Source organism: Agrobacterium radiobacter, assembly GCF_040801995.1.
Taxonomy (GTDB): Bacteria; Pseudomonadota; Alphaproteobacteria; order Rhizobiales; family Rhizobiaceae; genus Agrobacterium; species Agrobacterium radiobacter.
On record NZ_JBEGHX010000001.1, the window covers coordinates 2,114,377 to 2,140,594 of the forward strand.

Sequence of the window (26,218 nt, forward strand, 5' to 3'; positions counted from 1 at the left end):
AAGCGCCCGGATGATCCGGGCGCTTTTTTCTCGTATTCAAGCGTCAGTGGCGCCGCAGAACGGCAAGCCCGATGTCCCGCAGCATCTCGTGATCGAGAATGCCCCGCTGGGCGCTGCGGATAAGAACCGCTGCGCACTCATTGGCAACGTGGCTACTGCGATCTTGAAAACACTCGAAACATACGCCATCGAAAATATTCTGCAGATCGGTAATCTGCTCCGGCGACAATTGTGCGCCAACCCGTTCAAAAGCTGCGTACGACAAGGCTCATCCTCCTGATGATATGCCAAGTATCGTTTCTTTTTTTCGTGGACATCAAATTTGTACACCCGAACGAATCACTTGTCGAATCAGATTTTAACCAAATGTAAATAGGTTATTTTCTGGCCTCCTCCACCGCCATATTCTGCGGGAAGGAGATAAAACCCAATCGAAACAACATCTTCTCCCTGGCGCGCTCTTGTTTCGGTTCCCGGCCGCCCTTGCACTGCGGAAAAACGTGCAGCCGCGTGGATTTCCACCGAAACCGCAAAAGAAACTGTTGCATTCCAAAAACGATTGAGCGATATAGCACCCGTCGCCGCTTCGGTGGCCCACGGTTCAGCGAACTACCCCGGACCGGTGGATTTGAGCGGGTGTAGCTCAGGGGTAGAGCACAACCTTGCCAAGGTTGGGGTCGAGGGTTCAAATCCCTTCGCCCGCTCCAGTTTTCCCAGCAGATACAGAACTATCAAAAAAGAATTTCAGCTCTGCACCATGATTGGCTGTGCCACAGGCATGGCGTTCAGCCGCATTGCGCGTTGAACAGAGGCCGGAAGATGCCACTGATCACCTCACGCCATCAAAGTATTATTCATTACTTTTACATAATTTATTCAAAGTAAAAATGAATATTAAATACATATCCGCTAATAATACATAATTATTTCTTAATTTGCCAAGTATATAATTCCCCATCAAAGTGCATGATGCCGACACAGAACCCATGAAGGGATCAATTTCCTATCGGAGTTGTTGCCATGAGAAATATTCCTGTCGTTGGAAAATTCCTGACGGTATTTGCGCTGTTCGGCATTTGCGCAATCTTGATCGCGGCTTATTCCGCAGTGCAGATCAAGACAATCGACAAGAGCTATAGCGACCTTATCGAGCATGACAGCGCGGCAGCCCTCAACCTGGCACTGGCAAACCATGCCTTGTTGAACGGACGCGCCGCTTTGGCCGATATGATGATTGCCTTTACGGAAGAGGGCAATGCCGCCGCCGAAGTCGAGGCAAAGGCCACGCGTGGGGAATTTGCCCATTTGCTGGATAAAGCCATCGCCTCGGTCCCCGGTGACAGCCGTCTGCCCGCACTCAAGGACGAAGCGCTGAGACTCTACAATATTACGTGCAAGAATGCCTGGAATCTGGGCCGCACCGCATCGAACGTGGAGGAGGCACTGGCATCGCAAAAGGCATTCGGCATGGAATGCCAGCCGGTCTTCGCCAGGATCGGCGCGAAACTGACGCAGATCGCCACGGAAATCACAACCCGCAACGACACGGAGAGCGGCGCTCTGACGGAGACGAGCGACCAGACCGCGCTGATTACGGTCGTAGCGGTCATCCTCGGTTTCCTTACGGTGGTCGTCGCCGGATATTTCGCGATCCGCACCTGGCTTGTCACGCCGATGCAGGGGCTTGCCGGCACCATGCAGAGGCTTGCCAATGGCGACCTTTCCGCCAACATCGACGGAACGGACCGGCGCGATGAGGTCGGCACCATGGCCAAGGCCGTGCAGATCTTCAAGGACAACGAGCTGAAGGCCCGCCGGCTGGAAGCGGATGCGGCCCAGGTGCGCGACCAGTCCGAAGCGGACCGTCAAAGGGCCGCCGATATAGACCGCAGGCGCGCGGCGGAAATGGCGGAGGCGACAAGCGGTCTGGCAGGCGGCCTGAAGCATATGGCCGACGGCGACCTCTCCTATCAGCTGACGACGCCTTTCGCGGCGGATTTCGAAAGCCTGCGGGCGGACTTCAATATGGCCGTCGGTCAGTTGAACAAGACATTGCTCTCGGTTGCCGAGGTCACGGCGACGATCGATGGCGGCTCGCAGGAACTGAATTCGAGTGCGGGAGACCTGTCGCACCGTACCGAAACACAGGCCGCTTCGCTGGAGGAAACAGCCGCCGCGCTCGACCAGATCACCAGCAACGTCAGCAATTCGACGAAGCGCACGGAAGAGGCGCGAAGCGTGGCGGTGGAGGCGAACCGATCGGCGCAAACCTCCGGTCAGGTCGTCGCAAATGCGGTTGACGCCATGAAGCGCATCGAGAGCTCCTCAAGCCAGATTTCCAACATCATCGGCGTCATCGACGAGATTGCGTTCCAGACCAACCTTCTGGCGCTCAATGCAGGGGTCGAGGCAGCCCGCGCGGGTGAGGCGGGCAAAGGTTTTGCGGTTGTCGCGCAGGAAGTGCGTGAGCTGGCGCAGCGTTCGGCGCAGGCGGCCAAGGAAATCAAGGAGCTTATCCGCAACTCCGCCGACGAGGTTCAAAACGGCGTCAAACTCGTGACCGCCACGGGCGATGCCCTGAAGGTCATTGAAGGTCACGTCATCGCCATCAATACGCAGCTCGACGCCATCGCAACCTCCGCAAGGGAGCAGTCGGTCGGCTTGGCCGAGGTCAACAGCGCGGTCAACCAGATGGATCAGGTGACGCAGCAGAATGCCGCGATGGTCGAAAGGGCCAAGGCCTCCAGCACATCGCTTGCCGGCGATGCCGAGACGCTCCGCGAAATCATCGGCCAGTTCAGGCTCGACGGCACCGCCGCAACCGCCCGCAAAACCCGAAACGCCCATCAGCCATCGACGCAGCTGCGCGTTGCGGACAATGCCCAGCCGAGACCATCGCCGGCACGGCGCATGATGGGCCAGGTGGCCGCGGCACTCGGCGTATCGACCGCGTCAAAAGAGCAGAGCTGGGCCGAATTCTGATCCCACCCGCTCAAAAGACACCCGGATCATTATCCGGGTGTCTTGAAGTTGGTGACAAAGGTTGAAAACCTCCTCCGTCATGCCGGGCTTGACCCGGCATCCAGCCATGGCGCGTCGGTGCCATGAAAAGAATCTTCCACGATCAATGACTTGATCGCACTGGACCCCGGATCAAATCCGGGGTGACGGCACTAGGAGTTCCCATGCCGGCCCTGATAATCAGGCAGCCTCGTCCCACTCAGGCGCGAGCCCATCCGGCGAGACAATGCGGCCATCCTGCTTGGCGAGCGCATGGATCGCCGCCATTTCATCGGCCGAAAGCTCGAAATCGAAGATGGCGAGATTTTCATCGACACGGGCTTCGCTGACCGTTTTCGACAGGGCGACGACACCCTGCTGCTGCACGAGCCAGCGCAGCACCACCTGCGCCACCGACTTGCCTCGGCCTGCGGCGATCTCGTTCAGCACCGGGTCGGCAAAGACCTTGCCATCGGCCATGCCGTAATAGCCCGTTACCGACATGCCGGCAGCCTTGGCGGCAGCGATAACCACATCCTGATCGATATAGGGGTGGTATTCGATCTGGTTGGTCACGATCGGAGCCTTGGAAAGCTTCACCGCCTCGGCCATCAGCGCCGTATTGAAGTTGGAGACGCCGATATGGCGCACCTTGCCGGCTTGCCTCACCTCGTTCAGCGCTCCGATCTGTTCGGCGAGCGAGACCGCGTCGTTCGGCCAATGCAGCAGCAGCAGGTCGACATAGTCGGTCTTCAGCTTTTTCAGGCTTTCATCGACGGAGGCGAGGAAGGCCTCGTGCTTGTAGTTCTCGACCCAGACCTTGGTGGTGAGAAACACCTCGCCGCGTGCAATGCCCGAAGCAGCAATGGCTTCGCCGACCTCGGCTTCGTTGCCATAGATCTGGGCGGTATCGATATGACGGAAACCGGCCTTCAGCGCATGCGGAACGATGCGCAGGACATCGGGGCCGGGAATGCGGAAGGTGCCGAAGCCGAGCGCCGGGATCGAAGCGCCATTTGCGGTGACATCAAACATATATTTTCTCCTTTGAGGTTGCCCGGCCAGCCTGGGACATGGCCGGGAATTTTGCGAAAAGCTCAGGCGGTTTTCAGCGTCAGCGCGGCACGGCGGTCGAGCGCGCTGCTCCAGAGGGTCAAAAGCAGGGCGATGGCGACGAGGATGGCGCCGACCCAGGGCGTTGCAGCAAGGCCCATCGGCGATTCCACCACCAGACCGCCAAGCCATGCGCCAATCGCGATGCCGAGATTGAAGGCGGCGATATTGAGCGCCGAGGCGACATCGACCGCGCCGGGACGGTGTTCCTTGGCAAGCTGCACGACATAAAGCTGCAGGCCGGGAACATTGGCGAAAGACAGGAAACCGAGCGCGGCAAGCGTGATGAGCGTCAACACCGGCGAGAAGGCCGTGAAGGAGAAGACTAGCAGCACGATGGCTTGCGCGAGGAAGAGACCGATCAGCGCCTTGGCCGGGTTATGGTTGGCGATCCTGCCGCCGCCAATATTGCCGGCCGCAATGGCGATGCCATAGAGCACGAGGATCAGGCTGACGCTCTTTTCCGAAAAGCCGGTCACATCCTGCAGGATCGGCGCAAGGAAGGTGAAGGCGACGAAGGTGCCGCCGTAACCGAGCGCGGTCATGGCGAAAACGATGAGCAGGCGGCCGGAACCGAGAACGCGGACCTGATCGAAGAGGCTTGCCGGCGGCGCTTTCTTGAGCGTGTTCGGCAGAAGCGTGGCGATGCCCAGGAAGGCAATCACGCCAAGGGCGGCAACAGCCCAGAAGGTTGCGCGCCAGCCGAAGACCTGCCCGATATAGGTGCCGAGCGGAACCCCGGTGACGATGGCGACCGTCAGCCCCATGAACATCATGGCGATGGCCGAGGCGCGGCGGTTTTCCGGCACGAGATCGGCGGCGATGGTGGAGCCGACCGAGAAGAAGACGCCATGGGCGAAGGCGGCAATGACCCGGGCGACGAGCAGCATCTCATAGCTCGGCGACAGGGCCGCAGCGCTGTTGCCGACGATGAACAGGGCCATGAGGCCGAGCAGCAGCGGCTTTCTTTCGATCCGGCCGGTCAGCGCTGTCAGGATCGGCGCGCCGAAGGTGACGCCAAGCGCGTAGACGCTGACGATGAGACCGGCCAGCGGCAGGGTGATGTGAAGATCGTTGGCAACCGTCGGCAGCAGGCCGACGATGACAAATTCCGTTGTTCCGATCGCATAGGCCGCGATCGTCAGGGCAAATATGGCCAATGGCATGATGACTACCTCTCCGCCCGGAGCGGGATCGCGGGCGTTCTGGACAGCAGGACTGTCGGTTTGGATCATTTGGACAGCGGCGCTGTCCGGTTGGATCAAATCTATGGATGCAATATGGGCGAAGGGGACTTGCATGATAATCGGCAAGATCGGATAAACGCCTTTGAATTGATTTCACAGATGGTGAGGCGATGGACAACAGGGCCGGAGAAATGGAAGTCTTCGTGGCAGCGGCGGAACTCGGCAGCTTTTCCGCGGCCGGACGCAGGCTGAAGCTTTCCCCCTCGGCGGTGAGCAAGCTTGTCACACGCATCGAAGACCGCCTCGGCACGCGACTGCTGGCCCGCTCCACCCGGCTTGTCACGCTCACACCGGAGGGCGAAGTCTATCTGGCGCGGGCAAGGCGCATTCTCGCCGACATCACTGAAACGGAGCAGATCGTGGCGAGCGGCGGCAAGGTGGTGCCGCACGGCCTGCTGCGCGTCAACGCGACGCTGGGCTTCGGGGAACGTTATCTCCTGCCGCTTGCACCGGAGTTTCTGTCGCTTTATCCGGAGATCGAGCTGGATATCTCGCTTACCGATGGCGTCATCAGCCTGATCGAGGAACGCACCGATATTGCGATCCGCTCCGGCGCCATGGGCGATTCATCCCTGAAGGCAAGAAAGCTGAAAGAAGTCCGCCGCGTCATCGTCGCCTCCCCTGCCTATATCGAAAAACGCGGCATGCCGGAAAAACCGCAGGATCTGGCGCAGCACAATTGCCTGAGCTTCAATTTCAGCCGCAGCCTCAACGAATGGCCCTTCCGCGATCCCGGATCGACGGAGGTGTATCGCTTCCCCATCACCGGCAATGCATCGGTCAATAGCGGCATGGCGATGCGCAGGCTCTGCCTCACGGGTCTCGGACTAGGAAGGGTCGGGGAATTTCATATCGAACCCGATATCAAGGCCGGCCTGCTCGTCCCTGTCCTTGAGGACTATAATGCCGAGGACATGGAGGTAATCCATGCGGTTTATGCCGGCCACGAGCATCTCGCCGCCCGCGTGCGCGCCTTCATCGATTTCCTCGCCACAAGGGTCGGGCGCTGATTGGGCCGGAAGATGATTGGCCGTCTCACACCAGGCCGTGAACGAGCTTTGCCAGCCAGTCGACGAAAACGCGGACCTTGTTGGTCACATGCCGGGTTTGTGGATAGACCACATAGATCGGCATGGCCTCGCGCCGCCATTCGGAAAGCACCGGTACCAGTTCACCCCGCGAAAGCGCATCCCTCACCATGAAGACGGGAAGCTGCACGATGCCCATGCCGGCCAGTGCCGCGTTGAGATAGGTACGGCTGTCATTGACCGAGACGACATAGTTCGGGGTCAGTTCAACGCTGCGCACACCATTGTCGAAGGATGCCGGCATGATCTGGCCGGTGGTGGCATTGAGGTAGCCCACCGAATAATGATCCTTCTCCAGATCCTCCGGTTCTCGCGGCATGCCGAAGTTTTCGATGTAGGATGGCGAGGCGAATGTTTCGAACCGGAGTTCGCCCACTTTTCGGGCAATCAGCGACTGATCGCGCAGCACGCCGACGCGCAGCGCACAGTCGACATTCTCCGCTATATAATCGACCAGACGGTCGCCGACACCGAGATCGAGACGGATATGCGGATAACGCTGGTAAAATTCGCAAAGATGTGGGATAACCACCAGGTCCGCGAAGACACCGGCCATTTCCACCCGCAACCGGCCGGATGGCTGCACCTGTGCGCTGGACATGCTGCCGTCAAGTTCTTCGATTTCCGATAAAATCTGTGAGGCCCGCTCATAATAGAGAGCGCCGTCCGTTGTCAGCATCACCCGGCGCGTGGTGCGGTTGAGAAGTGTGGTGTGCAAATGCGCCTCAAGCGCCTGCACCATGTTGGTGACAGTGGTTTTCGGCATGTTCAGCGCGGTGGCGGCGCGGCTGAAATTGCCGGTTTCCACAACTCGCGTAAAAACCCGCATGGCGGAGAGCTGATCCATTCACTGCCTCGGAGATATGATTATCCGTGATTTCGGAATAGTGTTTTCAAATTTGCATGCTTGATCGTTTCGATCCGAACAATAATATGGATTTCAGATTTTGCAATACGATCCGCCTATTGGTGGCGGCGCAAAGGATCTGGAGTCATGAACGCGCATTGGGAAAACATCGGCAGCAGCGAGGCGTCCGCGCCGAAGCTCTCCGTGCGCCGTTATGAAGGTTCCTGCCTCTGCAGCCATCCGCCTGTCGTGCTTTATCTGCGCGGCGGATCCTTTCTGGAACCCGGCCTCGAGCCGGGCGGCAATTGCCCCGAGCTTCCGGTGGCCCGCGCGCTTGCGGAAAGCGGTGCAGTGGTCGTGGAAGCCGATTACAGCAAGCCGTCCGGCAACGAGTTTCCGATGGTGATCGACTGCGCCTATGAGGCGCTCGATCATCTGAGCCGGGATCGCAAGCACTATGGCGGCGCGAAATCGCTGCTGTTTGTGGCCGGCGAAGAAGCAGGCGGCAATGTGGCGGCGGGGCTTGCCTTGAAGGCCCGTGACCGCATGCCGGGCAAGCTCGCAGGCCAGATTCTTCTGTCGCCCATGATCGACCCGATGATGACGACGGAATCCTTCCGCGACGCGGACAGGATCGGCATGCGCCAGCGTTGGGCCGATGGCTGGAGCCATTACCTTGCCAAGGCGTGCGGGTTCTTCCACCCCTATGCCGCGCCCTGCCAGTGCACGCGGCTGAACCGGGTGGCGCCGGCGCTGATCTTTACGGCCGAGGACGACCCTCTGCGCGACGAAACGGTCAATTATGCAGACCGCCTCATCGCCTCAGGCGTCAGCGTCCGGCAGCATGTTTTTCCCGCCGGCGTCGGCTGGACGGGGCTCTATCAAGGAGAGGGCGGCGGATGGGTCTCATCCGTCTGTTCGGAATTCAAGACCTTCGTTGACCAGTTGAAACACTGAATACCGCATTTATTGAGAAACTGACCGGCTCCTGATCCGAGCCAAGGAGAAACCCATGACGCTGAACACCAAGCGCCGGGCCCTGACGGGTGCCGGTATCGGGCTGGCTATGTCCGTTGCAGCCGCAGCATTGTTTTTCGACCTCCCCACCAGCCGCGATGCAACGGCCGCTTCCACCCCGGCTGAAACACCAGCGATCCCGGTTACCGTCGCCAAGGTGGAAAGCCGTGACGTGATGCGCTGGGAAGAATTTTCCGGCCGTCTCGAAGCCGTTGACCGGGTGCAGATCCGCTCCCGCGTCGCCGGCCAGATCAAGGCCGTGCATTTCCGCGAAGGCGCGCTGGTGAAGGAAGGCGATCCCCTCTTCACCATCGATCCGGCCCCCTATCAGGCTGCCGTTGCAGGCGCTGAAGGACAGGTCGCTTCCGCCGAAGCCAAGGTCAGCCTGGCGAAGACGGAACTCGACCGTGGCCGCAGGCTTTCCGACAACCGCACCATCTCCCAGAGCGATCTCGACCAGCGCCAGAGCTCGTTTGCGGATGCCGAAGCCCAGCTTCGCGCCGCCCGCGCAGCACTGACCACGGCCCAGCTTGATCTCGGTTATACCGAAATCATCGCACCGGTTTCCGGCAGGGTCGGCCGCATCGAAATCACCGCCGGCAACCTCGTCGCCGCCGGCTCGACCTCGCCTGCACTGACGACGCTGGTATCGGTCAACCCGATCTATGCCAGCTTCAACGCCAGCGAAGGCACGGTTGCGAAGGCGCTTGCCGAACTGCCGAAAACCGATGGCGCCCTGCCCGCTCTCGAACAGATCCCTGTCGAAATCGGCACGCTTTCGGATGAGGGCACGCCGATCAAGGGCACCCTGCACCTGATCGACAACCAGGTGGATTCGGCAAGCGGCACCATCGGTGTCCGCGCCATCTTCGACAATCCGGACGGCAGGCTCATTCCGGGCCAGTTCGTGCGGGTGCGCATGGGCGAACCGAAGCCGGAAAACCGCATCGTCATCAGCGACCGCGCCATCGGCACGGATCAGGACAAGCGTTTCGTCTTCGTGGTCGATGCCGAAAACAAGGTGAGCTACCGCCAGATCAAGCCGGGTGCACCGGCTGATGGCCAGCGCATCATCGACAGCGGCCTTGCCGCCGGTGATACGATCGTCGTCAACGGCCTGCAGCGCATTCGCCCCGGTGCAACCATCGCACCACAGGCGGAGGACAAGGTTGCTGCCTCGCAGTAAGTAACCGCCTTTTTGATCAATAAGCGTCCCGCCCTCCCGCGAGACGCCCCTTCAGACAGAACCGGCCTTCACCGGCGGCAGAAAAGCCGCCGGAACGGCCTTTGCATTCCAAAATATACCCGGAGAGGGACTGGATATGAATATTTCCAGATTTTTTGTCGACAGGCCGGTATTCGCCGGCGTTCTGTCGATCCTGATTGTGGTGGCAGGCCTTCTTGGCATGCGCGCCCTGCCGATTTCCGAATATCCGGAAGTCGTTCCGCCATCCGTCGTCGTCCGCGCCACCTATCCGGGTGCGAACCCGGCCGTTATCGCTGAAACCGTCGCCACGCCGCTTGAAGAACAGATCAACGGTGTCGAAGGCATGCTCTATATGGGCAGTCAGGCGACATCCGACGGCGTGCTGACGTTGACCGTGACCTTCAAGCTCGGTACCGACCCCGACAAGGCGCAGCAGCTGGTGCAGAACCGCGTTTCGCAGGCCGAACCGCGCCTGCCGGCGGAAGTCCGCGCACTCGGCATCACGACGGTCAAGAGCTCGCCCGACTTCATCATGGTCGTCAATCTGGTGTCGAAAACCGACGCCTATGACATCACCTACCTGCGTAACTACGCAACGCTGAACGTCAAGGATCGCCTCGCCCGCATCGAAGGCGTGGGCCAGGTGCAGGTCTTCGGCGCAGGTGACTATTCCATGCGCGTCTGGCTCGATCCGCAGAAGGTCGCCGAACACGATCTGGCTGCCAGCGACGTCTCCGACGCCATCCGCCAGCAGAACGTACAGGCGGCAGCCGGTGTCATCGGCGCTTCGCCGAGCCCCAACGGCGTCGACCTGCAGCTCAACGTCAATGCCCAGGGCCGTCTGACGACGCCGGAAGAATTCGGCAACATCATCGTCAAGAGCGGCGCCAACGGCGAAATCACCCGCCTGCGCGATGTCGCCCGCATTGAACTCGGTGCTGCCGATTACACGCTGCGCTCGCTGCTCGACGGTGAACCCGCCGTGGCTGTGGCAGTTCTCCAGGCTCCCGGCTCCAACGCCATCGAAATCGCCGATAATGTCCGCGCCACCATGGACAATCTGCAGCTGGCAATGCCTGATGGCGTAAAATACGAGATCGTCTACGACACGACGAAATTCGTGCGCTCCTCCATCGAGAAGGTTGTCGATACACTCCTCGAGGCCGTTGGCCTCGTGGTGCTTGTGGTCATCCTCTTCCTGCAGACATGGCGCGCATCGATCATTCCGCTGATCGCCGTTCCGGTCTCGATCATCGGCACCTTCGCCGTCATGTATGCTTTCGGGTTTTCCATCAACGCGCTAACGCTGTTCGGGCTTGTGCTCGCCATCGGCATCGTGGTGGATGACGCGATCGTGGTCGTCGAAAACGTCGAACGAAACATCGAAAACGGGCTCTCGCCGCGTGACGCCACCTATAAGGCGATGCGCGAAGTGTCCGGACCGATCATTGCGATTGCGCTGGTGCTGGTCGCGGTTTTCGTGCCGCTTGCCTTCATCTCCGGCCTGTCCGGCCAGTTCTACCGGCAGTTCGCACTGACCATCGCCATCTCCACCGTCATTTCGGCGATCAATTCGCTGACGTTGTCACCCGCTCTTGCGGCGCTGCTGCTCAAGGAACATGGTGCACCGAAAGACTGGCTGACCCGCTTCATGGACCGGATTTTCGGCTGGTTCTTCCGCGGCTTCAACCGCGCCTTCGGCGCCGCCTCCAATGGCTACGGCAAGACCGTGGGCGGGCTGGTGACGCGCAAGAGCCTGGTGATGCTGGTCTATATGGCGCTGGTTGCGGCAACCTACGGCATGTTCACGACAGTTCCGAGCGGCTTCGTGCCGGCGCAGGACAAGCAATATCTCATCGGCTTCGCCCAGCTTCCGGATGGAGCAACGCTCGACCGCACCGAAAGCGTTATCAAGCGGATGAGCGACATTGCGCTCGAAACACCCGGCGTCAGCCACGCCATCGCCTTCCCCGGCCTGTCGATCAACGGCTTCACCATCGGCTCCAATTCCGGCATCGTCTTTGCGGTTCTCGATGACTTCGAAAAGCGCAAGACACCGGAACTGTCCGGCGGCGCCATCGCCATGCAGCTGAACCAGAAATATGCGGGCATTCAGGATGCCTTCATCGCCATGTTCCCGCCGCCGCCGGTCAACGGTCTCGGCCAGACGGGCGGCTTCAAGCTGCAGATCGAGGACCGCGCCGGTTACGGCTACCAGACGCTTGACGAAGCGGCGAAAGCCGTGATCGCCAAGGCATACCAGACGCCGGAGCTGGCGGGCATCTTCTCCAGCTTCCAGATCAACGTGCCGCAGCTCTTCGCCGATCTCGATCGCGCCAAGGCCGAGCAGCTGGGCGTTTCGGTCAGCGACGTCTTCCAGACGCTGCAGATCTATCTGGGTTCGCTCTATGTCAACGACTTCAACGCCTTCGGGCGGACATACAGCGTGCGTGTGCAGGCGGATGCGCAGTTCCGCGCCCATGCGGAAGATATCGGCCGCCTGAAGGTTCGCTCCGCAACGGGTCAGATGATCCCGCTTTCGACGCTGCTGAAGGTGGATGCGACGACGGGACCGGAACGCACCAACCGTTATAACGGCTTCCTTGCAGCCGATATCAACGGCGGTCCGGCACCGGGCTATTCCTCTGGACAGGCGCAGGCGGCGATGGAGAAAATCCTCGCGGAGAACCTGCCGGCCGGGATTGACTACGAATGGACGGACCTGACCTACCAGCAGATTCTGGCCGGCAACTCCAGCATCGTGGTCTTCCCGCTGGCGCTGCTCTTGGTTTACCTCGTGCTGGCTGCGCAATATGAAAGCCTCACATTGCCGATCGCGATCATTCTGATCGTGCCACTCGGTGTGCTCGCGGCCCTGACCGGCGTCTGGCTGACGGGAGGGGATAACAACATCTTTACGCAGATCGGCCTTGTCGTCCTTGTGGGCTTGTCGGCGAAGAACGCGATCCTGATCGTGGAATTCGCCCGCGAGCTGGAATTCGAGGGACGAACGCCGCTTCAGGCGGCGGTCGAGGCAAGCCGGCTTCGCCTTCGCCCGATCCTGATGACCTCGCTCGCCTTCATCATGGGCGTGGTGCCGCTGGTCGTCTCGACAGGTGCGGGTGCCGAAATGCGCGCGGCCATGGGTGTCGCTGTCTTCTCCGGCATGATCGGCGTGACGTTCTTCGGCATCTTCATGACACCGGTCTTCTACGTGCTGGTGCGCAAGCTGTCGGGCAACCGCCCGCTCATCCAGCACAAGCAGGAAGAACCGGCCAATTCGGACTACAAGCTCGAAAAGGCCGGCTGAGACCATACTCCCATCCACCGCCACCTTCGACGCAAGCCCGCCGCGCATCCCCCCGGATGCGCGGCGTTTTTCATGGGCGGGAACGTCTATGCAACCATCCTGAAATAGAATCAGATTCAAATGCTTAAGTGGCAAATACGGCTATATTGCCCCGCTTTAAAACTGTCGAAAATCAATATAGAGCCATCACACGAAGAGAACCGCAAGAAACAGTGCTATTTTATGCTTTGTATTTTGTGGTAATTTCCAAGAACAGGGTGATTCGGACTAAATGATTTAGTTCAGGGGCTACATGATGGAGCAGGACTACGAAAGCTGGGCAGCGACCGTTGCCTATTCGATAGTGATGCATGAAGGTCTGGATCTGGCGCTTTCCGCGCAGAACCTGGACAGGGGCAAGACCAAGAACAATCGCGAGCGGCTGATGGAGGCCATTCGAACATCGTTGCTTGAGGCACGTTTTCGCAGCCATCTGACGGCAGCGCACCGGCTCTGAACGCTGCGCCTGATATCGCAGCGGCTTAGACCGGAAGCAGGTCGGTCCGAACCGCGGCCTTCAGCGGCAGATGGTCCGAGGCGATACGCGCCAGCGCGCTGTCATGCGCCTCCACCTGCTCGATCAGCCCTTTTCGATTGGCGATGATCCTGTCGAGCGCCAGCACCGGCAGGTTGGACGGAAAACTCGGCACCGCCGGCGGCAGGGCGCCGAAAGCATCCCGGAACGTATTGAGCGACGAACCGTTGCCGAGACGCCATTCATTCAGGTCTCCCATGAGAATGGTCGCACATTCGTTGCGCGCTTCCAGAAGGCCGATCAGCGCTTTCGCCTGCTGGGCGCGGGAATGCCTGAGAAGGCCGAAATGGGCGGCGATGACCCGCAGCGTGCCGCCGCTTTTCAGATCCAGTTCCACGACGAGCGCGCCGCGCGGCTCCAGCCCCGGCAATTTCAGCGTATGCACATCCCTGACGGCGCCTTCCTTGAACAGGACGACATTGCCGTGCCAGCCATGGGCCTTCACACCGGCCAGCACCGGCACTGGGATGAGGCCGCTTTCCCGCTCCAGCCGGGCGAGATCAAGCAGGCCGGTGCGTTCGCCGAAACGGCTATCCGCCTCCTGAAGCGCGATGATGTCAGCGCCGATTTCCTGAATGACGCGGCTGGTTCGATCGGGATCGAACTTGCGGTCACGACCAACGCATTTATGCACATTGTAGGAGGCGATGACCGGGAAGGAATGGTCTTTCGTCGCCGGCGCCGCACTCTGCCGCTGACGGCGGTCGCGCAGCGACTGCATGACGAAAGCGGACAGGCTGGTGTTTTTCGTCAAAGCCGTTTTTTCATCCTCCAGCAAACCGTTCTTTTTCACGCGTTTATGCCTCCGGTCTCGCGCTGCGCCTGTCGGACACACCGCACTCTAAAGATAAGGCGAAGCGAGCCACAGGACACGCTCCACAAAACGGACAACGAATGGCCGCGCATTCAGTTCGCTGAGCCGCACGGGCAAGGCGGTCGCACGTGCATCCCGGATGCGCTCCCCGATCGTTGCTGCGAATTCCTCATCCATAACTTCGAGATCGATCTCAAAGTTCAACCGCAAAGAACGCGGATCGAGATTGGAAGAACCGATGTAGCTCCAGCGCCCGTCGATCACCAGAAGCTTGGAATGGTTGAAAGCCCCCGTCGCCCGCCAGATGCGGCAATAATTCTTCAGCATCTGGTCGAATTGCGCCGTCATCGCCCTGTCCACAAGCACCAGATTGTTGCTTTTCGGCACGATGATATCCACCACGACCCCCCGCCTTGCTGCGGTAATGAGCGCCGAAATAAGCTCCCGATCGGGGAGAAAATAGGGCGACATGATGAGAATGGAGGAACGGGCGACGGAAAATGCCCCCATCAGCATCTTGTGACTGGTCTCGATGCTCCTGTCCGGCCCCGAGGAGCAGACGCGGGCGACGATCTGCGAGCCCGGCACGCCGTCGGGAATGGCGATATCCCAGACCGGCGCATCCAGAAGCTCCTTTGTCGTGAAGCGCCAGTCCTCCGCCGCGATGGAGAAAAAATCCGATACCACCGGTCCGGTGATCTTGAAATGCGTGTCGTGCGACTGGCTTTCGCCGCCAAATTCCAGCGTGAACCCCTCGCGGATATTCATGCCGCCGCTAAATGCAATGCGCCCGTCCACCACGAGGATCTTGCGGTGGGTGCGCAGATTGGCATAGGGCAGCCGCAGCCCCATGATGACATTGCCGTTGAAGACATCGCAGACGATGCCCTTTTCCCTGAGCGTCGGCAGGATGCTCGGCACGGAATAACGCGCGCCCACCGCATCCACCAGCACACGCACCTCCACGCCGCGAAACTTCGCCCTTTCGAGCGCCGCGACAAAACGGGCGCCGATCCGGTCATTGTCGAAAATATATGTTTCGAGAATGATCGACCGCTTCGCCTCCCCGATCGCCTCCAGCATGGCGGCATAGGCCGCGTCTCCGGTCACAAGCGGCTCGATACCATTGCCTGTCGTCAACGCATGGCGCGTCACCCGGTCGCCCAGCGTCTTCATCGCCTCGAAACGCCGTCCGAAGCGCGCGGCGATCATGTCCCCGCTCGCATCCAGACGCGCCACGCGATCCATGATCTCGTCCAGCATGAAGGACCGCTTCTGCGTGATATTGGACCGGCGGATGCGGTTGATGCCGGCAATCGCATAGATGACCGCACCGACGATGGGCGACAGAACGATAACACCGACCCAGCCAAGCGCGGAGCGGACCTCCTCCTTCGTCATCGTGGCATGCACGGCCGCCACGGTTCCCATCAAAATCGAGAGAACGGCAAGGATATGCGGCCAATAGGCAATGACGAGATCAAGCATGGTACAACTATAGAGTACTTCGGCAATCCCGCAATGACACGCAGGAAACGCTGGCAGAGACAAAGAACCTGACCGCGCCATGCTTTTGCGGGACAGACCCTTGCGGGATTAACGGTGGAAACCGGCCTTGCGATATGTCATGAGAGCGCATCTTGATCTTTGGCAGTGGCAGGGCGAGGTGCACTTGCGGGCTTTCTGCCTCGTTTGAAAGCAAGAAGGCCGTGATGCAGGAAAATACACAGGGCGCTGTCATCGTCATTTCCAGCCATGTCATGCGTGGCTCCGTCGGCAACCGCGCGGCGGTCTTTGCGCTTGAGACGCTGGGTTATCCTGTCTGGGCGGTGCCCACCATCGTCATGCCCTGGCATCCCGGCCACGGCCCGTCCACCCGCATGCGCTTTCAGGACGACGATTTCGACAAGGCAATGACCGACCTCGAAACCGCCAAATGGATCGGCGAGGTCAAGGCTGTCCTGACCGGTTATTTCGGCAGCGCGGCGCAGGTGCGCTCCGTCGCAAGGCTGATCCGCAATCTGAAGGAAAAGAACCCGTCGCTGATTTATGCCTGTGACCCGGTCATGGGCGATCTGGGCGGGCTTTACATTCCCCTTGAGACTGCCGAAGCCATCCGTGATCACCTCATCCCGCTTGCCACGGTCGCCACGCCAAACCGTTATGAACTGGCCTGGATGAGCGGCGCCGAGCTTGAGACCAACAATGCCATCATGGATGCCGCACTTTCCCTCGGCCCGCCGAAAATGCTGGTCACCTCAGCCGTGCCGATGATGACGGGCGGCACCGGCAACCTCTACCTCAGCGGCCGCCACGCACTGCTTGCCGAACATCGCGCCATCGAAAATGCGCCGAACGGTCTCGGCGACCTGATGTCCGCGCTGTTCCTCGCCCGCCTGCTGGAAGGTCTCGATGATGAAAAGGCGCTGCAGCTGGCAACCGCCAGCGTCTTCGAAATTCTGGCCCGCACCAAAAAACGCGACATGAACGAACTGACGCTGGAGACCGACTCTTCAAGTCTCTCCACACCCATGGCCATGGTGCAGATGCGTCATCTCTTGCATCCTTCGCGCAGCAAGCGCAAATAGCGACTAGAGCATTTCCAGGAAAAGTGGCCCCCGGTTTTCCGGCTGGAAATGCGGAAACAAGGAGTTGGAGCGGCTTCGCGGTTCGAAGAAAAGCGAAAATGCTCCAAAGGATTGGTCTTCAACGCACCGAGTTCTTCTCTTGATCTTGGTCCAAGCACAACGGTACTGCGATAGATGAAAGATTTTCCGGAAAACCTTCTCAACGGCTACAAGAACTTCATGAGCGGTCGTTATGTCGACGAACGCGAAAGATATCGCGTTCTGGCCGAGACCGGACAGAAACCGCAGACCCTGTTCATTGCCTGTTGTGACTCCCGTTCGGCGCCGGAAACCATTTTCGACTGCGGACCGGGAGAGCTTTTCGTCATGCGGAACGTCGCCAACATGGTGCCGCCCTATGAGCCGGATGGACAGTACCACGCCACCTCCGCCGCCATCGAATATGCCGTGCAGGTTCTGAAGGTGAAGGACATCGTCGTCATGGGCCACGGCCGCTGCGGCGGCATTCAGGCAGCACTCGATCCCAATCTCGAGCCACTGTCACCCGGCGATTTCATCGGTAAATGGATGAACATGGTCAAATCGGCGGCCGAACAGATCCAGAGCAACGACATCATGACCGCCTCCGAGCGCCAGACAGCGCTGGAGCGCGTTTCCATCCGCAACTCCATCGCCAATCTGCGCGGCTTCCCCTTCGTCAAGGCGCAGGAAACCGCCGGCAAGGTGAAGCTGCACGGCGCATGGTTCGATATTTCGACCGGAGAATTGTGGGTGATGGACAGCAAAACGGGCGACTTTCGCCGCCCGGACCTGTGATTGAAGCGGATTGAGAGAGCGAGACGTCCTGGGTGGCCATTAATCTGCCCGGCAATCAAACCTCTCCTTCGTCATCCTCGGGCTTGACCCGAGGATCACGTCGGTTATGCGGGAAGCCTCTGTCGGACGCTACGTCGCTGGATGCCGGATCAAGTCCGGCATGACGAAAGCGAAATTTTAGTCCGCAGAAACAGCCTTATTGGCCGTCGATCGCCTTGCCGATGAACGCAATGGCCTGCTGGTAGACGCTTGCAGCGTTCCAGCCCTGAATGGCGGCATAGTTCACCTGACCCTGCTGATAGCCCGCACCACGCTGCCAGCCATGGCCGACGAGGAAGTTCGCGGTGGAAGCCAGCGCATCGGCGCGCGAGCCGACGAGATCGATACGGCCGTCGCGGTCGAAATCCACGCCATAGCGCACGACGTTCAGCGGCAGGAACTGCGTCTGGCCGATTTCACCATGGGCAGCGCCCTTGGCGTTGACGTTCAGCGAGCCGCTGCCAACGAGCTTCAGCGCCGCATAAAGCTGCTCGGTGAAATAATCCGAACGACGGCAGTCGAAGGAAAGCGTCGCAACGGCGGAAAGCGTATGCTGGTTGCCCATGAAGCCGCCAAAACCGGTTTCCATGCCCCAGATGGCGAGCAGCGGACCAGCCGGCACGCCATAAGCGCGTTCGATGGACGCAAACAGAGCTGCATTGTTCTTCTTCATGGTCTTGCCGCGTGAAATGATCGTCTGACCACCGCGCTTCTGCATGAACTGTTCGAAGGACAGCTTGAAGCTGTGCTGACCGCGATCGGCGCGGATCGTCGCCTGGTTGTAGGAGACGCCGGAGAAGGCACGGTCAAGCACCGAGGCGCTGACGCCGCGGCCCGCTGCTTCCTGCTTGAAGGCGCCGACCCAGGCATCAAAGCCCGCCGAGGTGTTGCTGCATTGCGCAGCCATAACCGGCGTCGCTGCCAGAACCGAAACCATGGCCACACCAGCCAGAATTACCTTCATTGCCCGCATCAAAATCTGCCTTCGATATCCTTTGGGGAATTTTTCCCGAGAACCAAACCGTCAATACTGTATGATTCAGGTGCCAAAACTGTCTTTTGGCGGCCTAAATTGCCTTTCGACAGCAAGGCCTGCAAATAAACTGGCCGTGATCTCGCCAATTATAAAACCCGCCTGCCCCACACAGAACAGACGGGTTATACTTAACGAACCTTAAAAAATCGTATCAAGCCGCCGCCTTGCGGGGCTTGATGAGACCACGATTGACCAGGAGTTCGGCGATCTGGATGGCATTGAGGGCAGCGCCCTTGCGCAGATTGTCCGAAACAACCCAGATGTTGAGGCCGTTTTCAACCGTCGCATCTTCGCGGATACGCGAGATGTAGGTTGCGTCCTCACCGGCGGATTCGACCGGGGTGATGTAGCCGCCATCTTCATGCTTGTCGATGACGAGGCAACCTGGCGCTTCGCGCAGGATGTCACGCGCCTGATCGGCGGTGATCTCGTTTTCGAACTCGATGTTGACCGATTCCGAATGACCGATGAAGACCGGAACGCGCACAGCCGTGCAGGTTACCTTGATCTTCGGATCGAGCATCTTCTTGGTTTCCGCCAGAACCTTCCACTCTTCCTTGGTATAGCCGTCTTCCATGAAGACATCGATATGCGGAATGACGTTGAAGGCGATACGCTTGGTGAACTTCTTGGTTTCGACCGGATCGGCCACGAAGACGGCGCGGGTCTGCTGGAACAACTCGTCCATGCCTTCCTTGCCGGCGCCGGAAACGGACTGGTAGGTGGAGACAACGACGCGCTTGATCTTGGCGAAGTCATGCAGCGGCTTCAGCGCAACGACGAGCTGTGCCGTGGAGCAATTGGGGTTGGCAATGATGTTCTTCTTGGTGAAGCCCGCTACCGCATCGGCGTTGACTTCGGGAACGATCAGCGGAACGTCCTGATCGTAGCGCCATGCGGACGAGTTATCGATGACGACGCAGCCCTGCTGGCCGATCTTCGGCGACCACTTCTTGGACACATCACCACCGGCCGACATCAGGCAAATATCCGTGTCGGAAAAATCGTAGTTTTCGAGGTTCGAGACCTTCAGCGTGCGATCGCCATAGGAGACTTCCGTGCCCTGCGAACGGGCGGAAGCAAGCGGCACGACTTCATCGGCGGGAAAACCGCGTTCGGCCAGGATATTGAGCATTTCGCGACCGACGTTGCCGGTGGCGCCTGCAATTGCAACTTTGAAACCCATGATCAAGCTCTCTTTCTGTCTCTCCTCTTTTTGGTGAGGTGGGAACCCGCATTAGATCGCGGCTTCCACGATCCCCGGCCAAACCGGGGAGAGAGCGGTGGCCAGAGACGTCAGACGGTTTTAATCGTCGTTTTGGCCGTAATTCGGATAGAATAAGAAAGGCGCGGATCATCGCCGGCGGATTGTGCCGGTCCTTCCATGACGAACATGTCTGCAACATGCATGTGCAAGGTGATGCTCCTTCTTCGCCAGAAGCTATTAGAAGGTTTCTTGTTTGTGTCAAGAAAAAAGGCGCGTTTCAAGCCATCCGGTGCGGGCAGGCCAAAACCGCCCGGCGACATTTTTGCACATTATACATTAGACTAAAGTCATAATCCGAAAGCATCGCTCTTATTGGGGTTAATTTTCTGTCACTCTGACATCACGCGCATTGCAGCCGCAAGGTTTGCCCGGAGGAGAGAGATGGGCTCCGCAATGCGCCGATTGGGACATCTGTGGAGGACAGACAATGGCAAATGTTGCAGCCGTAAGCGGCGCAGCCCGTCCGATGACGGGTGAAGAGAAGAAGGTGATTTTCGCCTCTTCTCTCGGAACGGTCTTCGAATGGTATGACTTCTATCTATACGGCTCGCTCGCGATCTATATCGGTGCGAACTTCTTCAGCCAATATCCGGAAACGACACGCAACATCTTTGCGCTTCTGGCCTTTGCCGCCGGCTTCCTCGTGCGCCCCTTTGGTGCACTGGTGTTCGGCCGCTTGGGCGACATTGTCGGCCGTAAATATACCTTTCTCGTCACGATCCTGATCATGGGCGTTTCGACCTTCCTCGTCGGCGTGCTGCCCAGCGCATCGCAGATCGGCATCGCCGCTCCGATCATCCTGATCGTTCTGCGAATGCTGCAGGGTCTGGCGCTCGGCGGTGAATATGGCGGTGCTGCAACTTACGTGGCCGAACACGCGCCCAACGGCCGCAGGGGCTATTACACCTCGTGGATCCAGACGACGGCGACGCTCGGCCTGTTCCTCTCGCTGGTGGTCATTCTCGGTGTGCAATTCGCACTCGGCAAGGAAGCCTTCGCCGCCTGGGGCTGGCGCATTCCCTTCCTCGTTTCCGTTCTGCTGCTCGGCGTATCCGTCTGGATCCGCCTGAAAATGAACGAATCCCCCGCCTTCAAGAAGATGAAGGAAGAGGGCAAAACCTCCAAGGCCCCGCTCAGCGAAGCCTTCGGCCAGTGGAAAAACGCCAAGATCGCCCTGCTTGCCCTCGTCGGCGCCGTCATCGGTCAGGCCGTCGTCTGGTACACCGGCCAGTTCTACGCGCTGTTCTTCCTGCAGAGCATTCTGAAGGTGGACGGGCAATCGGCCAACATCATGGTCGCGGCGGCCCTCATCCTCGGCACCAGCTTCTTCGTTATCTTCGGCTGGCTTTCCGACAAGATCGGCCGCAAGCCGATCATCATGGCCGGTCTCGTTCTCGCAATGCTGACCTACTTCCCGCTGTTCAAGGCGCTCACATGGGCGGGCAACCCGGCACTTGCGCAAGCACAGGCCAGCGTTCGCGCCACCGTGACCGCAGCTCCGGGCGACTGCAAGTTCCAGTTCAACCCGACGGGTACTGCGAAATTCACCACATCCTGCGATATCGCCACCTCGTTCCTGACGCGCAACTCCGTTCCCTATGACGTGGTTGCCGGAGCGGCCGGCGAGCCGGCAAGTGTGAAGATCGGCGACGCCACCATTGCCAGCTACGACGCCATCGCAGCCGGCGCGGATGCTTCCGCGAAGGACAAGGCCTTCCAGAAGCAGGTCAACACCGCGTTGCACAACGGCGGCTACCCGCTGGTGCGCGGTGCGGCACAGGTGCCGGATGCGAAACTGGACGCCTTCATCGCAGCCAACCCGGAGCTCAACCTCAATGCGGTAGCCGTTCGTGCCGCCGACAAGAAGATGGTCGCAACCGACAAGCTGGTGGCGGACAAGCTGCTGACGCCGGCCGAGACCGCCGGAGCGACTGAGATGGCCGTCTACACCATTGCCGGCGGCGGCGCCTTCGCCATGGTGGCCGATCCGGCCGCCGTGAACTGGGTCGTCATCATCGCGGTCCTGACCGTGCTCGTCATCTATGTGACGATGGTCTATGGCCCGATCGCGGCCCTGCTGGTCGAACTGTTCCCGACCCGCATCCGCTACTCCGGCATGTCGCTGCCCTATCACATCGGCAACGGCTGGTTTGGCGGCCTTCTGCCTGCCACCGCCTTCGCGATGAGCGCGGCGAAAGGCGACATCTATTACGGCCTCTGGTATCCGATCGTTTTCGCAGGCATCACGCTCGTCGTCGGCCTGCTGTTCCTGCCGGAAACCAAGGATCGCGACATCCACACCATGGATTGAGCGACAACCTGAAGGACATTTTCGGAACCCGGCGCGCAGGCGCCGGGTTTTTTTATTGCGCCACGGGCCAGCATATCGAACGAGCCCGTCGCAGGGGGCTGTCATTCCGTCGCAGGCAAGACAAAATCAATATGGAGACAAAGCCCCCCTGAATGGGTTATGACCCCCCTGTATTTTCAGGCAGAGGGAGAGCCATTTTGAAGATCGGGACGCCTAAGGAATTATATGAGGGCGAAGCGCGCGTCGGCATGACGCCCGACAGCGCCCAGGCATTGCAGAAACTCGGATATGATTGCATCCTCGAAACCGGTGCAGGCAAGGCGGCGGGATTTTCCGACGACGCCTATCGCGCAGCCGGTGTGACAATCGTCGACAGCGCCGATGCGCTTTACGCCGGTTCCGACATCATCGCCAAGGTTCGTCCGCCGGAAACGTCGGAGATTGATCGCCTGTCTTCTGACAAGACGCTGATCTCGTTCTTCTATCCCGCCCAGAACAAGGACCTTCTGGAGCAGGCCAAGGAAAAGGGTGCAAATGTCATCGCCATGGACATGGTGCCGCGCATTTCCCGCGCCCAGAAGATGGACGCGCTGTCCTCCATGGCCAACATCGCCGGTTATCGCGCGGTCATCGAGGCCGGCAATAATTTCGGCCGCTTCTTCACCGGTCAGGTGACCGCCGCCGGCAAGGTGCCGCCCGCCAAGGTGCTGGTCATCGGCGCTGGCGTTGCCGGTCTTGCCGCCATCGGCACGGCCACCTCGCTCGGCGCCATCACCTATGCCTTCGACGTTCGCCCTGAGGTAGCCGAACAGATCGAGAGCATGGGCGCCGAATTCGTCTATCTCGATTTCGCCGAACAGCAGGATGGTGCCGCCACCGGCGGTTATGCCGCCCCCTCCTCGCCGGAATTCCGCGAGAAGCAGCTCGAAAAGTTCCGCGAACTCGCTCCGCAGATCGATATCGTCATCACCACCGCGCTCATTCCGGGCCGCGACGCCCCGAAGCTGTGGCTGGCCGACATGGTGGCGGCAATGAAGCCGGGTTCGGTCATCATCGACCTTGCTGCCGAGCGCGGCGGCAATTGCGACCTGACGGTTCCCGACCAGCGCGTCGTTTCCGACAACGGTGTCATCGTCATCGGCTACACGGATTTCCCGAGCCGCATGGCGACGCAGGCCTCGACGCTCTATTCCACCAACATCCGTCACATGATGACCGACCTGACGCCCGCAAAGGACGGCAAGCCGGTTCACAACATGGAAGACGACGTCATCCGCGGCGCGACCGTCACCTATCAGGGCGAGATCACTTTCCCGCCGCCGCCGCCGAAGATCCAGGCCATTGCCGCGCAGAAACCCAAGGAAAGAGCAAAAGAGCTTACGCCTGAGGAAAAGCACGCCAAGGAACGGGCCGAGTTCAAGGCGCAGACGAAAAGTCAGGTCGGCCTGCTCGTCATCGGCACGGCGGTTCTGCTTCTCGTCGGCCTTTATGCGCCGGCAAGCTTCATGAGCCATTTCATCGTCTTCGTACTCGCCTGCTTTATCGGCTTCTCTGTCATCTGGAATGTCAGCCATTCGCTGCACACGCCGTTGATGGCGGTGACAAACGCGATTTCCGGCATCGTCATTATCGGCGCGCTGCTGCAGATCGGTTCCGGCAACTGGCTGGTGGTGCTCCTTGCCTCGCTTTCCGTCCTGATCGCGACGATCAACATCGTCGGCGGTTTCCTCGTGACACGGCGCATGCTCGCCATGTTCCAGAAGTCCTGAGCCGTGTAGGGGACACTTTATGACCATTGGTATCGTTTCCGCGGCCTATGTTGCCGCAGCCGTTCTTTTCATCCTTTCCCTCGGCGGCCTTTCCGGACAGGAAAGCGCCAAACGCGCCGTCTGGTACGGCATAACAGGCATGGGTCTTGCCATTGTCGCCACGGTCTTCGGACCTGATGTCGGCAACTGGTTCATCGTGCTTCTGATGCTGGCGGGTGGCTCCGTTCTCGGCTACTTCGTCGCAAACCGCGTGCAGATGACCGAGATGCCGCAGCTTGTTGCAGCCCTTCACTCCTTCGTCGGTCTTGCCGCCGTCTTCATCGGCTTCAATGCCCATATCGAGGAAGCGCATGTCGCTTCGCTCGATGAGACGGCGCGTTCGTTGCTAACAGGCTTTTCCGCCCTCCTCGCCCACAAGACGCCGGTGGAACTGGCAATCATGAAGGTCGAGGTCTTCCTCGGCGTCTTCATCGGCGCTGTCACCTTCACCGGTTCGGTCGTCGCCTTCGGCAAGCTCGCCGGCAAAGTAGACGGTAAGGCTAAGAAGCTGCCAGGCGGACATGTCCTCAATGCGAGCGCCGCGATCCTGTCGCTCGTGCTGCTCATCATGTATTGCAACGGCGCCGGCGCATGGACGCTGGTGCTGATGACGCTTGCCGCCTTCTTCATCGGCTACCACCTGATCATGGGCATCGGCGGCGCTGACATGCCTGTCGTCGTCTCGATGCTGAACAGCTATTCCGGCTGGGCGGCAGCGGCCATCGGCTTCACGCTCGGCAACGATCTCCTGATCGTCACCGGCGCGCTGGTCGGCTCCTCGGGTGCGATCCTGTCCTACATCATGTGCAAGGCGATGAACCGCTCCTTCATCTCGGTCATCCTCGGCGGCTTCGGCGGCACGACGGGTCCGGCGATGGAAATCGATGGCGAACAGGTAGCAATCGACGCCGAAGGCGTTGCTTCGGCGCTGAACGATGCCGACAGCGTTATCATCGTGCCCGGTTACGGCATGGCGGTGGCACAGGCACAAAGCGCGGTGTCCGAACTGACCCGCAAGCTGCGTGCTGACGGCAAGACCGTGCGTTTCGCCATCCACCCGGTGGCAGGCCGCCTTCCCGGCCACATGAACGTGCTGCTGGCCGAAGCAAAGGTGCCTTACGACATCGTGCTGGAAATGGACGAGATCAACGACGACTTCCCCAATACCGACGTCGTCATCGTCATCGGCTCCAACGACATCGTCAACCCGGCGGCACAGGACGATCCGAACTCACCCATCGCCGGCATGCCGGTTCTGGAAGTGTGGAAATCCAAGCTGGTCATCGTCTCCAAGCGCGGTCAGGGAACGGGTTATTCCGGCATCGAGAACCCGCTGTTCTACAAGGACAATACCCGCATGTTCTACGGCGACGCCAAGAAGTCGATCAACGATCTTCTGCCGCTGATCAAGTAACGGAAAGGGCGTTTCCGGGAGACCGGAAACGCCCTTTCGAATTCTGAGAACGCATTCCACCTTGACGTCATCCGCGGGCTTGACCCGAGGATCCATCGCGCGTCGGGTTGTGGATCCTCGAGTCAGGCCCGAGGATACGACGGTGGGGTTCGGGCTGGTAATCAGCCAAAACGGTCGCTTCAAAGCACCCGGTAACGCCGGTTGAAATACAGCAGCGCTTCTTCGCCCTCATTAATCTTCATATCGACGACATCGCAGATCAGGATATCGTGCGTGCCGCCATCATGCGCCTCGCGGATGCGGCAATCGAAGGAAACGAGCGCGTCTTCCAGAACCGGAGCGCCGGTTTCGAGCACACCCCAAGTACCGGCGGCGAAACGTTCTTCCGCCGGCGTCTTGCCGCCGAACAGGGTGCTCAGCGCCTCGTGCTTTGAGGCAAGCGTGTTGACGCAGATGACGCCGTTGCTCTTCACCACCTTGTAGGCGGAAGCATTGCGATTGAGGCAGACGAGTAAGGTAGGCGGATTGTCGGAAACGCTGCAAACGGCCGTCGCTGCAAAACCCGCACGTCCAGCCACACCATCAGTGGTGACGATGTTGACCGCCGCACCGAGCCGCGCCATGGCGTTCCTGTATTCGAGGCTGCGCTGCTCAGCAGTCTTCGTCTCCATTTCCGCTTCCTTTTCAAGAGACATCATCCGCATCTAACCCATCCTTCCTTA

21 protein-coding genes and 1 tRNA gene are annotated in these 26,218 nt (G+C 59.8%); 13 read left to right on the forward strand and 9 right to left on the reverse strand.

All coding sequences use genetic code 11. The features are described from left to right. The first annotated feature begins 10 nt into the window (after positions 1 to 10). The 3 genes from MRBLRC7O_RS10615 to MRBLRC7O_RS10625 all read left to right on the forward strand — a co-directional run bounded on the left by MRBLRC7O_RS10615 (position 11) and on the right by MRBLRC7O_RS10625 (position 2,982). Entirely contained in the window at positions 11 to 280 is a 270-nt protein-coding gene (locus MRBLRC7O_RS10615; RefSeq protein ID WP_174014737.1) for a hypothetical protein, read from the forward strand. A gap of 352 nt (positions 281 to 632) precedes the next feature. Further along, positions 633 to 707, forward strand: a tRNA-Gly gene (locus MRBLRC7O_RS10620). A gap of 313 nt (positions 708 to 1,020) precedes the next feature. Further along, on the forward strand, positions 1,021 to 2,982 hold the full coding sequence (locus MRBLRC7O_RS10625) for a methyl-accepting chemotaxis protein (protein ID WP_004429888.1): 1,962 nt from the start codon (positions 1,021 to 1,023) through the stop codon (positions 2,980 to 2,982). A 219-nt stretch (positions 2,983 to 3,201) separates the two neighbouring features. On the opposite strand, the gene MRBLRC7O_RS10630 is transcribed toward MRBLRC7O_RS10625, so the two are convergent. Further along, positions 3,202 to 4,035, reverse strand: coding sequence for an aldo/keto reductase (locus MRBLRC7O_RS10630; RefSeq protein ID WP_080866417.1), 834 nt, complete (start codon positions 4,033 to 4,035; stop codon positions 3,202 to 3,204). A 62-nt stretch (positions 4,036 to 4,097) separates the two neighbouring features. Continuing rightward, a complete protein-coding gene (locus MRBLRC7O_RS10635; protein WP_080866418.1) occupies positions 4,098 to 5,279 on the reverse strand; it encodes an MFS transporter in 1,182 nt (393 codons plus the stop codon). A 191-nt stretch (positions 5,280 to 5,470) separates the two neighbouring features. Here MRBLRC7O_RS10635 and MRBLRC7O_RS10640 point away from each other — a divergent pair, with 191 nt between their 5' ends. After that, positions 5,471 to 6,370 (forward strand): LysR family transcriptional regulator, encoded by a 900-nt coding sequence (locus MRBLRC7O_RS10640; protein ID WP_080866419.1) that lies wholly within the window; start codon positions 5,471 to 5,473, stop codon positions 6,368 to 6,370. Between the two features lie 25 nt (positions 6,371 to 6,395). Here MRBLRC7O_RS10640 and MRBLRC7O_RS10645 read toward each other — a convergent pair whose 3' ends face one another. Then, positions 6,396 to 7,295 (reverse strand): LysR family transcriptional regulator, encoded by a 900-nt coding sequence (locus MRBLRC7O_RS10645; RefSeq protein ID WP_003504061.1) that lies wholly within the window; start codon positions 7,293 to 7,295, stop codon positions 6,396 to 6,398. Between the two features lie 147 nt (positions 7,296 to 7,442). On the opposite strand from MRBLRC7O_RS10645, the gene MRBLRC7O_RS10650 reads away from it, so the two are divergent. The 4 genes from MRBLRC7O_RS10650 (at position 7,443) to MRBLRC7O_RS10665 (ending at position 13,325) form a co-directional block, all read left to right on the forward strand. Further along, a complete protein-coding gene (locus tag MRBLRC7O_RS10650; protein WP_020011674.1) occupies positions 7,443 to 8,252 on the forward strand; it encodes an alpha/beta hydrolase fold domain-containing protein in 810 nt (269 codons plus the stop codon). 55 nt (positions 8,253 to 8,307) lie between these two features. Next, positions 8,308 to 9,498 (forward strand): efflux RND transporter periplasmic adaptor subunit, encoded by a 1,191-nt coding sequence (locus MRBLRC7O_RS10655; protein WP_080864148.1) that lies wholly within the window; start codon positions 8,308 to 8,310, stop codon positions 9,496 to 9,498. Positions 9,499 to 9,634: 136 nt separating this feature from the next. Beyond that, the gene (locus MRBLRC7O_RS10660; protein WP_080866420.1) at positions 9,635 to 12,829 is read left to right on the forward strand and encodes an efflux RND transporter permease subunit; all 3,195 of its coding nucleotides are present in this window, start codon (positions 9,635 to 9,637) and stop codon (positions 12,827 to 12,829) included. Positions 12,830 to 13,121: 292 nt separating this feature from the next. Continuing rightward, on the forward strand, positions 13,122 to 13,325 hold the full coding sequence (locus tag MRBLRC7O_RS10665) for a hypothetical protein (RefSeq protein WP_162690810.1): 204 nt from the start codon (positions 13,122 to 13,124) through the stop codon (positions 13,323 to 13,325). Between the two features lie 25 nt (positions 13,326 to 13,350). On the opposite strand, the gene MRBLRC7O_RS10670 is transcribed toward MRBLRC7O_RS10665, so the two are convergent. Together MRBLRC7O_RS10670 and MRBLRC7O_RS10675 are read right to left on the reverse strand one after the other, a co-directional pair. After that, on the reverse strand, positions 13,351 to 14,196 hold the full coding sequence (locus MRBLRC7O_RS10670) for an endonuclease/exonuclease/phosphatase family protein (RefSeq protein ID WP_020810175.1): 846 nt from the start codon (positions 14,194 to 14,196) through the stop codon (positions 13,351 to 13,353). A gap of 48 nt (positions 14,197 to 14,244) precedes the next feature. After that, positions 14,245 to 15,705 (reverse strand): phospholipase D-like domain-containing protein, encoded by a 1,461-nt coding sequence (locus MRBLRC7O_RS10675; protein WP_003504048.1) that lies wholly within the window; start codon positions 15,703 to 15,705, stop codon positions 14,245 to 14,247. Positions 15,706 to 15,929: 224 nt separating this feature from the next. On the opposite strand from MRBLRC7O_RS10675, the gene pdxY reads away from it, so the two are divergent. Then, complete coding sequence (pdxY, locus tag MRBLRC7O_RS10680) at positions 15,930 to 16,805, forward strand: pyridoxal kinase PdxY (protein ID WP_080866422.1); 876 nt, start codon at positions 15,930 to 15,932, stop codon at positions 16,803 to 16,805. A gap of 174 nt (positions 16,806 to 16,979) precedes the next feature. Next, positions 16,980 to 17,621 (forward strand): carbonic anhydrase, encoded by a 642-nt coding sequence (locus MRBLRC7O_RS10685; RefSeq protein ID WP_003504043.1) that lies wholly within the window; start codon positions 16,980 to 16,982, stop codon positions 17,619 to 17,621. A gap of 196 nt (positions 17,622 to 17,817) precedes the next feature. On the opposite strand, the gene MRBLRC7O_RS10690 is transcribed toward MRBLRC7O_RS10685, so the two are convergent. From MRBLRC7O_RS10690 to MRBLRC7O_RS10700, 3 genes are all read right to left on the reverse strand, one after another. After that, positions 17,818 to 18,633: a lytic murein transglycosylase gene (locus MRBLRC7O_RS10690; protein WP_080866423.1), complete on the reverse strand. Its 816-nt coding sequence runs from the start codon at positions 18,631 to 18,633 to the stop codon at positions 17,818 to 17,820. Positions 18,634 to 18,847: 214 nt separating this feature from the next. After that, positions 18,848 to 19,882 (reverse strand): aspartate-semialdehyde dehydrogenase, encoded by a 1,035-nt coding sequence (locus tag MRBLRC7O_RS10695; protein WP_003504038.1) that lies wholly within the window; start codon positions 19,880 to 19,882, stop codon positions 18,848 to 18,850. Between the two features lie 110 nt (positions 19,883 to 19,992). Then, on the reverse strand, positions 19,993 to 20,223 hold the full coding sequence (locus MRBLRC7O_RS10700) for a hypothetical protein (protein WP_080866424.1): 231 nt from the start codon (positions 20,221 to 20,223) through the stop codon (positions 19,993 to 19,995). A 167-nt stretch (positions 20,224 to 20,390) separates the two neighbouring features. Here MRBLRC7O_RS10700 and MRBLRC7O_RS10705 point away from each other — a divergent pair, with 167 nt between their 5' ends. The 3 genes from MRBLRC7O_RS10705 (at position 20,391) to MRBLRC7O_RS10715 (ending at position 25,496) form a co-directional block, all read left to right on the forward strand. After that, the gene (locus MRBLRC7O_RS10705) at positions 20,391 to 22,274 is read left to right on the forward strand and encodes an MFS transporter (RefSeq protein ID WP_162686293.1); all 1,884 of its coding nucleotides are present in this window, start codon (positions 20,391 to 20,393) and stop codon (positions 22,272 to 22,274) included. Positions 22,275 to 22,471: 197 nt separating this feature from the next. Next, complete coding sequence (locus MRBLRC7O_RS10710; RefSeq protein ID WP_080866425.1) at positions 22,472 to 24,043, forward strand: Re/Si-specific NAD(P)(+) transhydrogenase subunit alpha; 1,572 nt, start codon at positions 22,472 to 22,474, stop codon at positions 24,041 to 24,043. Positions 24,044 to 24,062: 19 nt separating this feature from the next. Further along, positions 24,063 to 25,496 carry an NAD(P)(+) transhydrogenase (Re/Si-specific) subunit beta gene (locus MRBLRC7O_RS10715; protein ID WP_003504029.1) on the forward strand — a complete coding sequence of 478 codons (1,434 nt, stop codon included), beginning with the start codon at positions 24,063 to 24,065 and terminating at the stop codon, positions 25,494 to 25,496. Positions 25,497 to 25,675: 179 nt separating this feature from the next. Here the strand turns inward: MRBLRC7O_RS10715 and rutF are convergent, their stop codons facing one another. Further along, complete coding sequence (gene rutF / locus MRBLRC7O_RS10720; RefSeq protein ID WP_003504027.1) at positions 25,676 to 26,200, reverse strand: NADH-dependent FMN reductase RutF; 525 nt, start codon at positions 26,198 to 26,200, stop codon at positions 25,676 to 25,678. Between the last annotated feature and the right edge of the window lie 18 nt (positions 26,201 to 26,218).

What these genes read in the sequence shown, in the direction of transcription:
- MRBLRC7O_RS10630 (WP_080866417.1), bottom strand. Translation starts at nt 4,035, where the DNA reads ATGTTTGATGTCACCGCAAATGGCGCTTCGATCCCGGCGCTCGGCTTC.
- MRBLRC7O_RS10675 (WP_003504048.1), bottom strand. Translation starts at nt 15,705, where the DNA reads ATGCTTGATCTCGTCATTGCCTATTGGCCGCATATCCTTGCCGTTCTC.
- MRBLRC7O_RS10695 (WP_003504038.1), bottom strand. Translation starts at nt 19,882, where the DNA reads ATGGGTTTCAAAGTTGCAATTGCAGGCGCCACCGGCAACGTCGGTCGC.
- MRBLRC7O_RS10685 (WP_003504043.1), top strand. Translation starts at nt 16,980, where the DNA reads ATGAAAGATTTTCCGGAAAACCTTCTCAACGGCTACAAGAACTTCATG.
- MRBLRC7O_RS10665 (WP_162690810.1), top strand. Translation starts at nt 13,122, where the DNA reads ATGATGGAGCAGGACTACGAAAGCTGGGCAGCGACCGTTGCCTATTCG.
- pdxY (WP_080866422.1), top strand. Translation starts at nt 15,930, where the DNA reads ATGCAGGAAAATACACAGGGCGCTGTCATCGTCATTTCCAGCCATGTC.
- MRBLRC7O_RS10635 (WP_080866418.1), bottom strand. Translation starts at nt 5,279, where the DNA reads ATGCCATTGGCCATATTTGCCCTGACGATCGCGGCCTATGCGATCGGA.
- MRBLRC7O_RS10660 (WP_080866420.1), top strand. Translation starts at nt 9,635, where the DNA reads ATGAATATTTCCAGATTTTTTGTCGACAGGCCGGTATTCGCCGGCGTT.
- MRBLRC7O_RS10700 (WP_080866424.1), bottom strand. Translation starts at nt 20,223, where the DNA reads ATGTCGCCGGGCGGTTTTGGCCTGCCCGCACCGGATGGCTTGAAACGC.
- MRBLRC7O_RS10615 (WP_174014737.1), top strand. Translation starts at nt 11, where the DNA reads ATGATCCGGGCGCTTTTTTCTCGTATTCAAGCGTCAGTGGCGCCGCAG.
- MRBLRC7O_RS10645 (WP_003504061.1), bottom strand. Translation starts at nt 7,295, where the DNA reads ATGGATCAGCTCTCCGCCATGCGGGTTTTTACGCGAGTTGTGGAAACC.
- MRBLRC7O_RS10640 (WP_080866419.1), top strand. Translation starts at nt 5,471, where the DNA reads ATGGACAACAGGGCCGGAGAAATGGAAGTCTTCGTGGCAGCGGCGGAA.
- MRBLRC7O_RS10705 (WP_162686293.1), top strand. Translation starts at nt 20,391, where the DNA reads ATGGCAAATGTTGCAGCCGTAAGCGGCGCAGCCCGTCCGATGACGGGT.
- MRBLRC7O_RS10655 (WP_080864148.1), top strand. Translation starts at nt 8,308, where the DNA reads ATGACGCTGAACACCAAGCGCCGGGCCCTGACGGGTGCCGGTATCGGG.
- MRBLRC7O_RS10625 (WP_004429888.1), top strand. Translation starts at nt 1,021, where the DNA reads ATGAGAAATATTCCTGTCGTTGGAAAATTCCTGACGGTATTTGCGCTG.
- MRBLRC7O_RS10715 (WP_003504029.1), top strand. Translation starts at nt 24,063, where the DNA reads ATGACCATTGGTATCGTTTCCGCGGCCTATGTTGCCGCAGCCGTTCTT.
- MRBLRC7O_RS10650 (WP_020011674.1), top strand. Translation starts at nt 7,443, where the DNA reads ATGAACGCGCATTGGGAAAACATCGGCAGCAGCGAGGCGTCCGCGCCG.
- rutF (WP_003504027.1), bottom strand. Translation starts at nt 26,200, where the DNA reads ATGCGGATGATGTCTCTTGAAAAGGAAGCGGAAATGGAGACGAAGACT.
- MRBLRC7O_RS10690 (WP_080866423.1), bottom strand. Translation starts at nt 18,633, where the DNA reads ATGCGGGCAATGAAGGTAATTCTGGCTGGTGTGGCCATGGTTTCGGTT.